The organism is Leptolyngbya sp. AN10, from assembly GCF_050565645.1.
Lineage (GTDB): Bacteria > Cyanobacteriota > Cyanobacteriia > Leptolyngbyales > Leptolyngbyaceae > Leptolyngbya.
This window is the reverse complement of record NZ_JBNXVP010000005.1, coordinates 221,261-236,277: the sequence shown is the minus strand read 5'-3', so window position 1 is coordinate 236,277 and position 15,017 is coordinate 221,261. Positions and strand designations below refer to the sequence as shown.

Sequence of the window (15,017 nt, the reverse complement as noted above, 5' to 3'; positions counted from 1 at the left end):
AGATCTATCCTTGCTGCGATAAAATGCTCAATCGAACGGGCGCACCCGCTTCTAACTTGCCACTACTGCGAACCACGATCGTTTCACCTGCATTCACACCCGACAGAATTTCGACTTGTCCATTTGCCCGGTTGCCAAGTTGAACCTGTCTAGGACTTACAGTTGCTTGCTCACCCGATTTGTTTACAACATAAACTGTGGCAGATTTAGGCTGTTCTTGATTTTGCTGCGCTTGACCTTGTTGCCCCTGCTGTCCGCGTGGTTGTCCAATCCGAGTCGCACCTTCTGGAACAACGACGCGCTGAGATTCTCCACCTTGAAAGGTGACTCGCGCTAACAATCCGCTGCCAATTCTGCCGTTCGGATTCGGAATAGTTACTTCAACTGGAATCAATCTTGCTCGTGTTTCTGCTGCTGGAGAAATCCGGGTCACAGTTCCAGTAATCGTTTGATTCGGTAGAGCATCTAAGCGAACTTGTGCTCTTTGTCCTTCTCGAATGCTGGCAAATTCTCGCTCTGAAACTTGTACCTGAACTTTAACTTGACTGAAATCACCTAATCGCAGCACTTCTGTTCCCGCCTGCGCTAAGTTCCCTGGTTCTGTTGGACGAGCTAAGACTGAACCATTCACAGGCGAAGTTAAAGCACTAAAAGACTGTCGTTCTCGTTCTTGATTGACGATCGCTTGTTGTGCTGTAATTCTTCTTGCTGAAGCTGAGACGGCTTGTTGTCGAGTTGCCACCTGGTTTTCTGCCGATCGTAGAGCTTGTTGTGCCGTTCCGACTGCTGTTCTCGCGGTTTCGGCTTGCTGTTCTGAAGTTGCACCTTGTCGAAATAGTTGTGCTTGTCGCTGATAGTCCGATCGAGCTTGTTGCAATTCCAATCGTGCGCGTTCTACTTGAGTTCGAGCCTCTTCTACTTCTGCTTGCAAGCTTGCAACTTCTGATTCTCGTGCTGCTACTTCTGCTTCTGCTTGCGCGACCGATGAATTCGCGATCGTGCCATCTAATCGAGCAAGTACTTGACCCGATTGCACTCGATCGCCCACATTCACGCTAATGTCTGTAATTCTGCCTTCGGCTTGCGATCGTAGTGAAACTTCCCGAAAAGGTCGCGTCGTTCCAGTGTAGGTCTGTTCCTCGTTTAAGCTGCCAACCTTAGCGACAGCGGTATCTACGGCGACCGCGCCACCCTGCTGATTCTGCGGATTCGGTTGTTGTTGAGCATCGCCCGCTGGAATCAAGTTGCAGCCACCCAGTAGGAGCGCTCCAGCGAGTCCGAGATGACTGAGCGTTAAGCGGGCAGGAATCGGAAATCGCATCATGACGAATAGCACGTTGGAGCGAATTGACCTTCACAGTATTTAATATTTTGTGTTCTAACTGTATCAATCCGAAGGCTGAACTTACCGAAAATCGTAGGACTGAACCGCGATCGCTATTTCTCCCAAAAGAGTGACGAATTTCAAAGGCAGATTGCAAGAATCGGATCAGGTGTGAGGAAAATGTTTGCAATTCTTGAACAAGGATGAAAGATAATGGCAGATTCAGTTCGGACAATTGATGTCGATACTACGATCGCAGCCTTACAACAAGGGCTAACATCGATCCCGGTTGAGCAAGCGATCGCAGTGATCGAAAGCTGGCAGCAACAGCTTCAAGGAACCGATTTAGCTGAAGATCTAGGCGATTTGAAGGCAGCACTGCAACAAGGCGACGCAAGTATGATTTCGCAGATCATGATTGATCTGGGTGAAGATACTTCGGAAGCTGCGGCAGATGCGACTGGAGATGTCGCGGTGAAGGTCGAACAATTAGGCGAATTGCTATCACAAGCAGGCGAATCATTAGCGTAACTTTAGACATTGGGTAGAGGTAATTTTGCCTCTACCTCTTTTCTTTTAGAACGTGCTTTTTCTGAAATAAAATTAGACTTCCTGTATGAATGCCCTGGCGAATTCCATTCGGTGGGCATCTTCGATTCGTGCAGGAGACCTATTGAATACTGTGCGAATTATTTTGAGGAGACATCAATGCTACGAAAACTAGGCTTATGGCTGATATGGCTTGGGTTTATTGTTTATGTGCTTTGGTTCGCTCCACCCCTGAACATTCAGTTACCGTACCTATTAAATCCAGTTGCAATCTCCGCCTTTAGCATGGTTGGAATTTGGCTATTAATCTATAGTTGTCTCGTCTTCGCAGATGGCAGAATGCAGCAAATTCCAGCTTGGGGATTTATGTTAGCTTCGATCGCATCTGGTACAGTCGGGTTAATTCCCTACCTCGCTCTGCGCGAACCAAACGATCAGTTCTCAGGTGAGAAAGATGCTTGGTTAGCAATACTCGATTCAAAAGCGACGGGAATTGTTCTGACGATTAGCACGATCGCTATATTGTTATTCGCGATCGTATTCGGTAACTGGAGCTTATTCATTCAATCCTTCCAAACAGACAAATTCATCCACGGAATGACCTTGGCATTGTTCTTATTTGCACTGTTATTTCCTTATCCAACATTGTTATCGGACGATATGGCGCGACGTGGATTGATCAAAGAATCACAGTTCTTTTGGATTGTTGCCCTCATTCCATTATTTGGTCCACTCGCTTATCTTTGTCTACGTCCGAATATTCCTGCCTTGAAGTAATTCGTCCGATAGATTAATTTCAATCATTTTTCTCGTACAATCCGCAAAGCACTAACGAATTGCTATGCAGGATTTTAGCCAATTGCTGAAAGAAAATATCGATCGCATTAAACAAGATTGGGTAGATGCGGTGGCAAGCGATCGACAAATTCGCAGTGCGGATACTCTCAGTCGAACCGCGATCGAGGATCATATCAATGATGTTCTGCTTGCAATGTCCGCTTCACTGTCGCAATCTGAGGCAGACGATGATACAACGATCGAAAAAGCAAGTCTGTCTCACGGTGTTCTCCGGGCGACTCAAGGCTTTGATCCCAGCGAAATTGCTCAAGAATATCATCTCCTACGCAAAACAATTTTCAATGTGATTCGCTCTGAATTATTAACCGGAACAGCAGAAGAACTATTCCGAGCTATCACCGTGATTGATTCTGTGATTGATTTAGCGATATCAGAGTGTTTTAAGAGCTATGTTGCTGAACGACTTCAGGAATTAGAACAGGTTCGTGGTCAACTGAACATCACGGTTTCAGAACTCAAACGATTAGCTCGATCGAGTGAAGATAATCTTTCAATTCTGGCACACGAACTCAAGACCCCGCTGACTTCGATTATTGGCTATGCGGATCTATTTTTGCGGCAGTCCCGACAGGAAGAACGAGATTCTACTGCAAGTTTGGAGCATATCGAACGGGTTTTACGCGGTGGGCGACGATTGTTGCATTTGATCAATGATGCTTTGGAACTATCACGATACGAAGCGGGAAAAATGCAGGTGATTCCAGAAGTGATCGATCTTCGTGCTCTGATCTATGCAGTTGTGGAATTGATGCAGCCACTCATTAGCGATCGAGACTTACAACTCGTCACCGATCTCAAAGATGCACCAGAAGAAGTGATCACTGATCCCTTTCGCTTGCAGCAAGTTCTAACAAACTTAGTGAGTAACGCGGTTCGATACACCGAATCTGGCAGTGTTACGATCGTCTGCCGAACATTACTACACGATCGATGGTCAGTGTCAGTGACCGATACTGGAATTGGAATCGATCCGCAAGATCAGCTTCGATTGTTTGCACCGTTTGAGCGGGTTGGAACAATGAAATCGCCGGATAGTACGGGATTGGGACTCGCGATCGTCGCTCGATTAGTTGAACGGTTACAAGGTAATATCTATCTCGCATCACAGCCGCAAGAAGGTTCAACGTTTACAGCAATTTTCCCGATCGAGATTCAGGAAGACTGATCAGAGCGTTGGACAGGAACTTGAAGATAATTCCAGATAAGTTCGTCTTCCAGGTTTATCGCTCAGACAAGTTTTGATCGGATAGCGATCGTTCAAAATAGGCATGAGAACAACAGAAAGCACTAAGTAAGAGGTACTTCTATCTGGCTCATTTAGAGGATGTTTGAAAAGTATAGAAAGATTCTTCACTGCAATTGCGTTCCGCCCGTGATTGGAAATCACGGTCTAGCGGAGAAAGTCCACTGAAGGGGACTGAAAGCCAGTCGTCAGATCCTCTTCAGTCTGTTTCAACAGACTTTGTTCCGATAGCCCCGAATTCCATTCGAGGGGCGATTCAGGCGATGAACGATGACTTTTCAAACATCCTCTTAGACTGATGCACCCTCAGCCATTGCCTTGAACAATATGTTTCACGGTCGTCAATGTATCTAATCCAATCAATCCGCGTCGATGTCCTTTCTGATTCGACATTCCGAGAAAGATCGCATCTCCCCGCTTCGGATTGCGATAGAACCGAGGGGACGCATTGATATAAGTCGAAGCACTATTGACCCCGATCGCGAATTGCCGAGCTTCTTGATAAGACTCGCTTACCAAACAATCCGCATGACCGCTACTGTAATGATTAATCCACTCGATCGCGCTTGTTAAACCATCGACAATCCGAAAACTAACAATGCGATCGAGATAAGCCTGTCCCCATTCCGCATCCTCCACAGGTCGGAGTCCTGGAAATTCAGATGCCAAAGTCAAATCGCCTCGAATTTGAAAACCTTTCTCTCGCAAGCTATCCCAGAGCATGGTCAGCGAGGAAGGATTTTGCTGTCGATGAATCAGAACCTTTTCGATCGCGTTCACCGGATCAGGCTCCGTCGAATGACTATCCACAATCATCGATCGTGCCATTTCCACGCTGCCTGATGGCGACCAATAAAGATAACAATTTCCCATTGCCGATCGCAATACAGGCGCAGTCGCTTGTCTGACAACTTGCTGAACCAAACTGGGTCGTCCGTAAGGAATCACAAGATTGAGATACCGATCTTGAATAATCAAATCTCGAATCGGTGTGTCTTCTGCGGGAAGCAATTGGACACTCTCGATCGGGAAGCCTTCATCTTCGAGCGCTTGCTGTAATGTTTCCGCGATCGCGCTATTCGAGTGGCTCGCCTCGGTTCCCCCTTTGAGGATTAAGCAATTTGCTGATTTGATACAAAGCCCTGCCGCGATCGCGCTTAACTCTGGAAACGCCTCATAAATCAGCGCAATCACACCTAACGGCATCAACTGAGAATACGTCTGAGCGCGATCGGTTTGAAAATTCGCAGGCATCACTCGCCCGATCGGATCTGGCAGTTCACTCAATCGATTCAAAATCTGAACCGCATTTTGAATTCGTTCTGGGGTCAACTTCAGCCATTCCAGCAACAACTCGGAAATCGCCATCTCCCGGCTAATCTCTAAATCGAGCGTATTCGCTTCCAAAATATCATTCTGACGACGACACAACGCCTGTGCCATCGCCTGAACCACGCGACTCCGATCCACCCCGCTCGTTGCCGCCAACCTGAGCGAAGTCATCTGAGCCGATCGCAAGGCTGAAATCGGGTCAAATGTCCCCATTTCCGTCGTCATTTGGGCTACCGCCGATAAGCTAACCAAACCATGAGCGCGGGCAGCACGGCTAACACCAATGCCACGATCGCCCACAACATAATACTGGCTCCGGAGGGCGAATGGAGCGCAACAGGTAGCCAAATGCTCAACAGAACGAGCAGTATACCGAGTGCCAGAGGCAGATAACTATCGCCCAGTCCTGGTTGAACCACGTTCCACTGGTGTCCCGTCCAGCGCCACGATCGCTTATACGGATACGTGGTGGCGAGTTGTTCAATGACACAGCCGTTTTCTTCGACAACGAAAATCTGTTGGCAGCGATTACAGCCAAACGCTTCGGTGAGCGCGATCGGAATCAGGCGACCGCGACGACGGCACGGACAAGGATAATCCGTTCCTAGATCTATCTTGTGATGCTTCTGGGTATGCACAAGTCGGGTGGGAGTTTTATTAAATGGAGGTTGATATTGTTGCGGCGGGATTAATTCCACTGCACCCAGGTCACGTTTAGAATTAGACTTCTAGCGCGACTATGTTGGAATTCTATCACTCTCACTCTGGAGACTCAGCCCCCCTTAAGATTCAGTTGTGATTTGTTTGTAATATTTGGATACATCGAGCATTTCTTATGGCGAAAAAATCGAAGCCAAGCGATCGAGATCGTGTCGTTTATTCCGAGTTTGGCAATTCCGAGGTATTTGAAAGAGGCGTTCCCGATCTGCCTCCGAATCAGCAGAATGTGAGAATTCAAGTGTCGCGCAAAGGACGCGGCGGCAAGACGGTTTCGATGATTACTGGATTTCAGAGCAAACCGGAGACGCTGACCGATTTAGCGAAGAAATTAAAGGCGCAGTGTGGAACGGGTGGCGCGGTGAAAGAAGACGCGATCGAGATTCAAGGCGATCACGCTCAAAAATTGCTGCAAATTCTTACAGGGCTTGGATACAAAGCGAAAATTAGCGGCGGGTAAAGGTTATTCAATTTCAAATCGTTCGCTCGGTGTGTAACCGCCGCTGAACTTCCGAAGAATCCGCAACTTCAAAAAAGAGTTCGACTGCTTCAGCTAGATTTTGCTTCGCTTCTTCGATCGTTTCACCTTGACTTGCGATATCTAACTCAGGGCAAAGCGAGACGTAGCCCTCGTCTTCGCGTTCGATAATGGCAGTAAATTGCTGTTTAGAAAGATTCATGAGAATTGTACGATCGTCGATTTTGTCATTCTAGCCGAGCGAAGAGATACCCATGAAGAGATACACAACTGGAGCGACTCGAATTCGCGCTACGATACGTAAGCCATAGTGAACCCCCTGCCGTAAAGCCGTTATGCAAGCCCGTCGAATCTCCCGTGAACTGGCGCTTTTGAGCATCAGCCAACTCCCTTCAGACTTAGAAAAAGTCAATCAGCAAAAACTTCAAGATCTCGTTCTCGCTTCGATCCGTACTCTTGCCACCGAAGCCCGTGACGCGCTCGAAACTGCTTCGGCTGAACTTCAACGCGGCGATGCTCAACTGCTGAAGAGTCAAACTCGTGCTGCCAATCTCGACACCGCTCGATCAATGGTGCAAGATGCGATCAATCTCGCTCAAGCGGCAATTAATCGACTCGGAGGCGCGATCGAGCTTCCTGAATTTGTCCAACTTGCGAATCAAGCCGAAGTTCGTGCCTACGCGATGGAAATTATTACGCGGCTTCAGGTTGAACGCCCTACGGTCGATAAACTGCTGAACGATATTTTGGTCGATTGGAATGTCGATCGATTAGCGGGAATCGATCGAGACATTCTCCGAATCGCCACGACTGAAATGATGTTTCTTGGCATTCCGGACAAAGTGGCAATCAACGAAGCCGTAGAACTGGCGAAACGCTACAGCAACGAAGACGGACACAAATTTATTAATGGAATTTTGCGCCGTGTCACCGAAGCGATTAATGTGAATTCTTAAGATCCAGTAGAGTTAAGATAGGCGTTCTGGATTTTTGGGTATGACGTTTAATTGGTTCAATCGGTTTAACAAAGAAGAAGACAAGCAGCCTGAACCGACTCCAACGGTAGAAACACCTGTGGAAGAAACGCCTGCTGAAGAAACGACTTCAGAAGAAGATGCGCGGATTGCCAACGCAAGAGCGATCGTTGAAGCCTTCCGCCGCAAACAACGAGAACAAGCCGAAGAATCCCAAACCTCCGGAGATCCGCCTGTCGAAGTGCCGGAAACTTCTGAATCTGTTGAAGTTGTAGCGGAAACTTCTGAATCTGTTGAAGCCTCTGAAGAAATTGCTGAACCTGTTGAAGCAGTCGAAGTTTCTGAATCTGTTGAAGCTTCTGAAGAAATTGCTGAACCTGTTGAAGCAGTCGAAGTTTCTGAACCTGCTGAAGCTTCTGAGGAAATTGCTGAACCTGTTGAAGCCTCTGAACCCGAAATCGAGCAAGCTGAACCTGAAGCGACAGAAGAACCTGCTCCTCAGCCTGCGGTTCCGTTTTGGGCACAATCTCAAGCAGAAAGCCAAGCCCGTCTCGAACGTCTCAGAGCCACCGCGATCGAAGAAGAGACGGAACCCGAACCTGTTGTTGAAGAACATGCATTAGAGCCAGCGTTTACGATCGATGAAGGATTCCTCTGGTCGGCGGATGTGCTTTCTGCAATGGGTCGGCGGGCGGAAGATGTGTCGATCGAAGAAATCACCTGGCTCAAACGTTTACGCAAAGGACTGGATAAAACCCGTCGTAGCTTGGTGAATCAGCTTAAAGCGATCGTCGGTCAAGGTCCGCTGAATCAAGATGCCGTTTATGAGATCGAATCTCTGTTGCTTCAAGCCGATGCGGGAGTAGAAGCGACCGACAAAATTATCGAGGCATTGCAGGCGAAATTAAGACAGGAAACATTGCCGCCGGATCAAGCGATCGCTTATCTCAAACAAATTTTGCGTGATTTACTCGATCAACCATTGCAAGGTTCACACAGTGCCTTCTTTGCACCTGAAAAAGATGTGTTGAACATTTGGCTAATGACGGGCGTGAATGGAGCGGGGAAAACAACGACGATCGGTAAACTGGCTCATATTGCAACGAAATCTGGCTACAAATGTTTGATCGGTGCTGCGGATACATTCCGGGCGGCTGCGGTTGAACAAGTCAAAGTTTGGGGACAAAGAAGTAATGTTGAAGTGATTGCCAATCCGGGACAAAACACTGATCCCGCTGCCGTTGTCTTCGATGCGATTAGTGCCGCTCAATCTCGTGGAACTGAATTACTGCTAATTGATACCGCTGGACGACTTCAGAACAAGAAAAATCTCATGGATGAACTCAGCAAAGTTCGTCGCATCATTGACAAGAAAGCGGGAGATGCCAAAGTCGAATCCTTGTTAGTTCTGGATGCAACTTTGGGACAAAACGGCTTGAGACAAGCAGAAGTCTTTGCACAAGCAGCACAACTGAGTGGTGTTGTTCTGACCAAATTAGACGGCACTGCGAAAGGTGGAATTGCGCTTGCCGTGGTTGAACAGCTTGGATTACCGATTCGCTTTATTGGTGCGGGAGAAGGCATTGAAGATTTGCGTCCGTTCTCTAGCTATGAATTTGTTGAAGCTTTGATCAGCGGTTAATCAATTACTGGAGGGCACGATCGTGGTTTTACAATCTCCCCCACAATCAAATATCGTTTATCCAGAAAGCGACGGCAAACCGATGGCGGACAATACCTTGCAGTTTCGATGGATTGTCACCATCAAAGAAAATTTAGAGTTGCTGTTTGCGAATGACGATCGCGTTTTTATTGCGGGTGATTTGTTGTGGTATCCGATCGAAGGCAACAATGCTCTCTGCCAAGCGCCCGATGTGATGGTCGTGTTCGGCAGACCGAAAGGGGAACGCCGTTCTTATCAACAATGGAAGGAAGACAATCTTCCGCCTCAAGTTGCATTTGAGATTCTCTCACCGAGCAATCGGCTCAAAGAGATGACCAAAAAATTTAAGTTTTACGATGATTACGGCATTGAGGAATACTACATCTACGATCCAGATAGTGTCGAGCTAGTAGGCTGGATTCGTTTAGAGGGTCGATTTCAAATTATTGAAGATCTCAACGGTTGGACGAGTCCGCGATTGGGAATTCGATTTGAAGTCCAGCCTGAAACATTGGAGTTGTATCGTCCAGATGGCGATCGCTTTTTAACCTTTGTCGAACTAGGACAAGCAAAAATAGAAGCCGAACAGCAACTCGAACAGGAACGCCGACGAACTGAACAAGAACGCCAACGAGCCGACCAAGAGCGCCAGCGAGCCGATCGATTAGCAGAACGCCTGAGAGCGCTTGGAATTGATCCAGACGCGGAATAAGTACGATCGTCTTAGCCAAATTGCGATCGCAACAATCGGTGTAGATGTCAGCAACGCTTGACACTTAAGCCAAGATTAATGCTTGTTCGACTACTATCTATCTAGCATAGAAAAAATAGGAACATTTGGAGCTTGTATGTTCAAACCTGTTGTCCGAAGATTTAGCGCGATCGTTGTAGCGCTTTTGCTGATGTTTAGTGTTGCGATCGGGTTCCCAACTGTTGCTCAAGCCGAACCGACTCAGGTAGAATCGCCTGCTGTCACTTCTACTACTGTCGAGAGTTCGACTGAAGTAATCGATTCGGAAGCGGCTGAGGCAGCAGAAAAAGCGGCGAAAACAGCGGCGAAACAGGCGGAAAAAGAAGCCAAAGCAGCGGCAAAGGCAGAGAAGAAGAAACTGGAGGAGCAAGAAAAATTAGAGAAGAAAGCAGCGAAGGAGGCTGAAAAAGCTGAGAAAAAGCGGCTCAAGGCAGAGAAGAAGGCGGCAAAGGAAGCAGCAGTGGCGAAAGCGGCAGAAGAGGCAGCTACGACTTCTGAACCTGCTCCTCAATAGAGCGATATTAAAAACCCTTCGATCAGATTAGCGATCGAAGGGTTTCACGTCTATTGATTTTTCACCGTTATCGGTTCTTGTACGACTTGAACGATTGATAAGCGTACTCTGGGTGATAGAGATGACAGCGATCGGTAATCTGCTTCATCAGTCCCCAAGAGAATTTATCCTGTCTCAGTTCCGTTCCCCAAATTCCAACAAGGCTTTGATGTGCCAAACGTAAATTGTAAGAAGGAATCGCAGTCGATAAATGGTGCGGAATGTGGACGTTGATATCGTGGCAGAGGAATTCAACCCACTTCGGATAATCACAATGCACTGTGCCAAATAATTGCGCTTGTGCCGCGTCCCATTCTTCGGGTTCTTTGAATTGAATGTCTGGTAAGGTGTGGTGAACCAATGTGAAGGTGCTCATCCAGAAGTGATACACCAACCAGGGCATTAACCAGAATTTGACAAAGCCCCAAACGCCAACGGTGAGGAACAGAGTCGGGAAGACGATCGCAGCAAATCCAACCACAACCGCGATCGACAATTTCACTTTGCCGAGGTCTTTCGGCTTATAGTTCGAGAGATTGAAGTGAATGATTGCCCAGTGCAAGACCGAAGCTAACCACCAGAGCCGACCACGAGTGGTTCTGTAAGCAATCTCCGTGATGGGATCGAGATTGTCATACACTTCTGGTCGCCAGGGTTGCCACGCATTATCCACATCCATCTTATTCGTGTGGTTGTGGTGTTGATTGTGCAGAATGCGCCAGCAGTGGAACGGATAGATGAGCGGAGCCATGAAGATGTGCCCGATTAAATCATTCACCCATTTCCGTTGAGCAAACGATCGATGTCCACAGTCGTGCGCGATTACGAAAAATCCGGTTAATGCGGTTCCTGTAAAAATCCACGCAAACGGTAACAGGAACCAGGGAGACGCTTGAATGCTCCAGTAGCCTAGACCAACCATCAGCACATTGATGATGAGGGAAGCCCAGGCTTTTTTCATATCTTTTTGAAAGCACTCACGCGGTAGCGTTTTGATAATGTCTTTCAATCGTAGTTTTGTTTCAGGACTCGTTAAAGTCGAGTAATCGGGCGTGAGCGATGCTGTCATGAACGATCTTTCTCTCCGACAAAGACGGTAAAAATCACAACGATTCGGACAAATCCTCGATCGAAAATTTGCCACACAAAAATCAGGCTCCAAGCAGCGGTAGCCCGATCTCAGCTTGTAAAATTACGAGGTTTTCTGTTACGAAACCTTAATTGTTATACCACGATCGCTGTAAAACAACTTCACGATTCGTCTTTTTCCTCGGAGGGTAATCTCCGTCCGCGCCGTTTCCGCGCTTCCATTGCCCGTTCTAAAACGCTGAGTAATCCGGGAGCCTCTTCTTGTAATGCTAAGAGTAAACGCTCACCCTCTTGTAAATCTCCTGGGTCTTCTCCGGTTTCCATGACGGCATTGAGACGGGGTAGCGCTAATTCGTCCACTAATTCAACGAGGCTGTGCAAACAGCGATTGAACTGGCGTTCGGTGAGGGTAGAGTCTTCTAGCGGAAATTCAATGATTGCGCGGATTTCACCGTCTGAAGGGTCGTATTCCCACTGCAACATTTTGGTTTCCCAAGAAATCGCCAGCATTGTCTGGAGAATTGCAGTTTTGTGGGGATGATCTTTGACTCCGGATAATACTCGTGGCGCGAACATTTCAAAGAATTCGCCTTCTTCATCGAGTTGAATCACGATTAAGAAATCTTCTAAGTTTTCACCATACACACCCGTTAGAATGCGGCAGCCTTCTTCGTCGATGCGGTATTTCCATTCTTTTTTGTCGAGGTAACTCGCAATTTGTTTTAACGTGGCTGCCATAAAAATTTCTCGGTCTCATCTTGAACAGTCTAGCGGTCGAAGTCGATCGATTTCAACTGAGTGCCCGATCGACTTGTTGCATCAAAGCTTCGAGCGTGGTGGAATTGTCGAGAATGTGGTCGGCTCGATCGCGCTTTTCCTCGATCGACATTTGACTCCGAATTCGCGCTTGAGCTTGTTCTAAACTGAGTTTTTCACGCTGCATCAGTCTTTGAATCTGTTGCGATTCTGGGCAGGACACGACCCAAATCTCAGTGACCAAATCGGTCATCTGAGCTTCAAATAAGAGGGGAATCACCATTACGAGCGTGGAATAAGCGAGTCGATCGCGTTCTGTTTCCAGTTTCTTTCTCACAAATGGATGGATTTGCTGCTCTAACCAAGTCCGTTCAGCCGGATCAGAGAAAATGATCGAGCCGAGTTTGGAGCGATCGAGCGAACCATCGAGTCGAATCAGACTGGAACCATATTGATCGATAATTTGAGACAAAATTGGTGATCCGGGTTCGACTGCTTCCCGCGCAATCAAATCTGCATCTAAAACGGGTAGGTGATGAGCGGTGGCGAGATAGTTTGAAATGGTGGTTTTTCCCATTCCAATTCCGCCTGTGATTCCAATAATTCGCATCTGAAGTATCCTGAAGTTCCCGATCTAGTGTAGATTCAGGCTGATATCTCGATCGAGGGTTCTCTTGTCTTCTTTGCTGGGTCTGATTACGGCTTTGATCATTGGCGCGATTCTAAGGTTCTGGAATCTCGACCTTAAACCGCTGTGGATGGATGAAGTGATCACAGCAATTTTCAGTATGGGACGGAACTATCTAGAAGTGCCTGTCGAACAGTTTTTTACTGTCTCAGCATTGGATCAGTTGTTTCAATTAAAATCGACAACTTGCGCGAATATTGCTCAAACGGTTGCAGTTCAATCGGTTCATCCGCCTTTGTTTTTTTGCTGGCTGAATCAATGGCTGCAATGGGTTCCGGGGGATTGGGTTTGGAGAATTCGATCGCTCAGTGTCGTGGCTGGAATTGTTGCGATCGCGCTGATCTATTGGTTAAATCGAATCGCATTTTCCTCAAGTGCAGGAACAATTGCAGCGTTTGTCATGGCTGTTTCGCCGTTTGCGATCTATCTTTCTCAGGAAGCTCGTCATTACACGGTTCCAATGTTGTTTGTGATCGTTGGTTTGGTGGGATTGATTCGGATTGAGCAAGACTTACTACATGGAAAGCGATCGCTCAAAGTTTGGATCGGTTGGACTGTGATCAATGGAATCGGGTTCTATGTTCATTACTTTTTAGTGTTAGCGATCGCGGCTCAGTTTTTTGCATTGTTCGTGTTGCAGATTCGATTGCGTCATCCTTGGCGATTTTGGTGGAAGACTTGGGGCACGATCGTGCTTTCAGGCTTAGGAATCATTGCGATTTGCTCACCTTGGATTCCTACATTTATTAGCCATACAACTCGCCCTGAAACGGATTGGTTAGCAACTTCTGATACAGCTTGGTGGAGTTTTTTGATCCCGCTGTATCAGTTTGCGGCTGGATGGCTGGTGATGGTGGTATCGTTTCCGGTTGAGTATCAGCCTGTTTGGATTATTGTGATTTCTGCGATCGCAATGTTGCTGTTTGCAGGTTGGATCATTTGGTGTGTAATCAAAGGCTTAAAGCTACTGTGGAGTGATCCAAAAACACATTGGTCAACGCTGATTTTGATGAGCTTTGTTGCTGGAATCTTGATCGAATTTTTAGCGATCGTCTATGTTCTCGGAAAAGATCTCACTCAAGTTCCACGCTATAACTTTATTTACTATCCAGCCGTTTGTGCTTTGATTGGTGCAAGCTTCTGGAAGTTAAAGCCTTCAAAGTTTGAATCGCCGTTACCCATGTACTTTGTGGGTGCATTAAGCTGTATTTTCGTGGTTTTTAACTTAGTATTTCTCAAGCCTTACACACCCGATCGCGTTGCTCAAAACATTCTGTCTCCGAACTGCACTGCTGTTGTAATGAGCTACAACGACTTTCAAGACATTGCTTTAGGATTGGCGTTTGCTCTAGCAATTCAAACTAAAGAGCAACAGTGCCAACCTGCCTTTGCATTAGTTTCTCGAACTCAAGGCTATGATGTTTTTTGGCGGAAATTAGCAACCTTAAAAGCTCCACCTGTGCAGAAATTTTGGGCGATCGCTCCTGGCTTGAGAATGCGCGACTTTCCGAATCAGGTACAGCTTCAGGGGAAATTATGCGATCGTAATCCACAAGAGCAATACCGTATTGGAATCCCCTACGTGGGTTACGATTGCCGCTAGATCTTTGCTGCTGATCAACCTCGCATTTCATGACGACTTGAGGACTACTTATAGAGTGATCAAGAATTTGACTCAAAACCACACCCGCAAATAAGCGATCGACATACAAAATCAAATTATGCGATCGCCAAATCAGATAATGCACGTGCGAAATCGATTAACGCTTATATCAATTCAGATTTGGCATAAGCGAAACTTAATAATGCACCTCCTGAAATTGATTTTGTATGTGCAAAATCGACTAACGCTTATGTCAATTCAGATTCGACATAAGCGAAACTTAATAATGCACCTCCTGAAATTAATTCTGCACGTGCGAAATCAAATAATGGAAGTCCTGAAATTGATTTTGTATGTCGCAAAGTTGATTTCGGACACTGTGATTAGAATTTGATAGATTCAATTTACTTTGATGCAGCAAACTATTCTGCTCACAGAT

16 protein-coding genes are annotated in these 15,017 nt (G+C 46.8%); 9 read left to right on the top strand and 7 right to left on the bottom strand.

The window, feature by feature from the left end; all coding sequences use genetic code 11:
* Positions 1-4 precede the first annotated feature (4 nt).
* Positions 5-1,324: an efflux RND transporter periplasmic adaptor subunit gene (locus tag ACQ4M5_RS09465; RefSeq protein ID WP_430675332.1), complete on the bottom strand. Its 1,320-nt coding sequence runs from the start codon at positions 1,322-1,324 to the stop codon at positions 5-7.
* A gap of 213 nt (positions 1,325-1,537) precedes the next feature.
* Between ACQ4M5_RS09465 and ACQ4M5_RS09460 the strand changes: the two genes are divergently transcribed.
* The 3 genes from ACQ4M5_RS09460 to ACQ4M5_RS09450 all read left to right on the top strand — a co-directional run bounded on the left by ACQ4M5_RS09460 (position 1,538) and on the right by ACQ4M5_RS09450 (position 3,896).
* Positions 1,538-1,855, top strand: coding sequence for a hypothetical protein (locus ACQ4M5_RS09460; RefSeq protein ID WP_430675331.1), 318 nt, complete (start codon positions 1,538-1,540; stop codon positions 1,853-1,855).
* A gap of 177 nt (positions 1,856-2,032) precedes the next feature.
* The gene (locus tag ACQ4M5_RS09455) at positions 2,033-2,650 is read left to right on the top strand and encodes a hypothetical protein (protein WP_430675330.1); all 618 of its coding nucleotides are present in this window, start codon (positions 2,033-2,035) and stop codon (positions 2,648-2,650) included.
* Between the two features lie 64 nt (positions 2,651-2,714).
* A complete protein-coding gene (locus ACQ4M5_RS09450; protein WP_430675329.1) occupies positions 2,715-3,896 on the top strand; it encodes an ATP-binding protein in 1,182 nt (393 codons plus the stop codon).
* Positions 3,897-4,280: 384 nt separating this feature from the next.
* Here the strand turns inward: ACQ4M5_RS09450 and ACQ4M5_RS09445 are convergent, their stop codons facing one another.
* Together ACQ4M5_RS09445 and ACQ4M5_RS09440 are read right to left on the bottom strand one after the other, a co-directional pair.
* A complete protein-coding gene (locus tag ACQ4M5_RS09445; RefSeq protein ID WP_430675328.1) occupies positions 4,281-5,531 on the bottom strand; it encodes a glutamate-5-semialdehyde dehydrogenase in 1,251 nt (416 codons plus the stop codon).
* A 5-nt stretch (positions 5,532-5,536) separates the two neighbouring features.
* Positions 5,537-6,004 (bottom strand): hypothetical protein, encoded by a 468-nt coding sequence (locus ACQ4M5_RS09440; RefSeq protein WP_430675327.1) that lies wholly within the window; start codon positions 6,002-6,004, stop codon positions 5,537-5,539.
* A 137-nt stretch (positions 6,005-6,141) separates the two neighbouring features.
* Between ACQ4M5_RS09440 and ACQ4M5_RS09435 the strand changes: the two genes are divergently transcribed.
* On the top strand, positions 6,142-6,483 hold the full coding sequence (locus tag ACQ4M5_RS09435; protein WP_430675326.1) for a translation initiation factor: 342 nt from the start codon (positions 6,142-6,144) through the stop codon (positions 6,481-6,483).
* A 13-nt stretch (positions 6,484-6,496) separates the two neighbouring features.
* Here ACQ4M5_RS09435 and ACQ4M5_RS09430 read toward each other — a convergent pair whose 3' ends face one another.
* A complete protein-coding gene (locus ACQ4M5_RS09430) occupies positions 6,497-6,703 on the bottom strand; it encodes a type II toxin-antitoxin system HicB family antitoxin (protein ID WP_430675325.1) in 207 nt (68 codons plus the stop codon).
* A 133-nt stretch (positions 6,704-6,836) separates the two neighbouring features.
* Here ACQ4M5_RS09430 and nusB point away from each other — a divergent pair, with 133 nt between their 5' ends.
* The 4 genes from nusB (at position 6,837) to ACQ4M5_RS09410 (ending at position 10,403) form a co-directional block, all read left to right on the top strand.
* A complete protein-coding gene (nusB, locus tag ACQ4M5_RS09425; protein ID WP_430675324.1) occupies positions 6,837-7,457 on the top strand; it encodes a transcription antitermination factor NusB in 621 nt (206 codons plus the stop codon).
* A 40-nt stretch (positions 7,458-7,497) separates the two neighbouring features.
* Entirely contained in the window at positions 7,498-9,117 is a 1,620-nt protein-coding gene (gene ftsY, locus ACQ4M5_RS09420) for a signal recognition particle-docking protein FtsY (RefSeq protein WP_430675323.1), read from the top strand.
* Positions 9,118-9,139: 22 nt separating this feature from the next.
* Positions 9,140-9,850 carry a Uma2 family endonuclease gene (locus ACQ4M5_RS09415; protein ID WP_430675322.1) on the top strand — a complete coding sequence of 237 codons (711 nt, stop codon included), beginning with the start codon at positions 9,140-9,142 and terminating at the stop codon, positions 9,848-9,850.
* A gap of 136 nt (positions 9,851-9,986) precedes the next feature.
* Positions 9,987-10,403, top strand: coding sequence for a hypothetical protein (locus ACQ4M5_RS09410; protein ID WP_430675321.1), 417 nt, complete (start codon positions 9,987-9,989; stop codon positions 10,401-10,403).
* 67 nt (positions 10,404-10,470) lie between these two features.
* Here ACQ4M5_RS09410 and ACQ4M5_RS09405 read toward each other — a convergent pair whose 3' ends face one another.
* The 3 genes from ACQ4M5_RS09405 to coaE all read right to left on the bottom strand — a co-directional run bounded on the left by ACQ4M5_RS09405 (position 10,471) and on the right by coaE (position 12,897).
* On the bottom strand, positions 10,471-11,511 hold the full coding sequence (locus ACQ4M5_RS09405) for a fatty acid desaturase (RefSeq protein ID WP_430675320.1): 1,041 nt from the start codon (positions 11,509-11,511) through the stop codon (positions 10,471-10,473).
* Between the two features lie 182 nt (positions 11,512-11,693).
* A complete protein-coding gene (locus ACQ4M5_RS09400; protein WP_430675319.1) occupies positions 11,694-12,269 on the bottom strand; it encodes a hypothetical protein in 576 nt (191 codons plus the stop codon).
* A gap of 52 nt (positions 12,270-12,321) precedes the next feature.
* On the bottom strand, positions 12,322-12,897 hold the full coding sequence (gene coaE / locus ACQ4M5_RS09395; protein ID WP_430675318.1) for a dephospho-CoA kinase: 576 nt from the start codon (positions 12,895-12,897) through the stop codon (positions 12,322-12,324).
* Between the two features lie 64 nt (positions 12,898-12,961).
* Here coaE and ACQ4M5_RS09390 point away from each other — a divergent pair, with 64 nt between their 5' ends.
* The gene (locus ACQ4M5_RS09390) at positions 12,962-14,578 is read left to right on the top strand and encodes a glycosyltransferase family 39 protein (RefSeq protein ID WP_430675317.1); all 1,617 of its coding nucleotides are present in this window, start codon (positions 12,962-12,964) and stop codon (positions 14,576-14,578) included.
* Positions 14,579-15,017 lie beyond the last annotated feature (439 nt).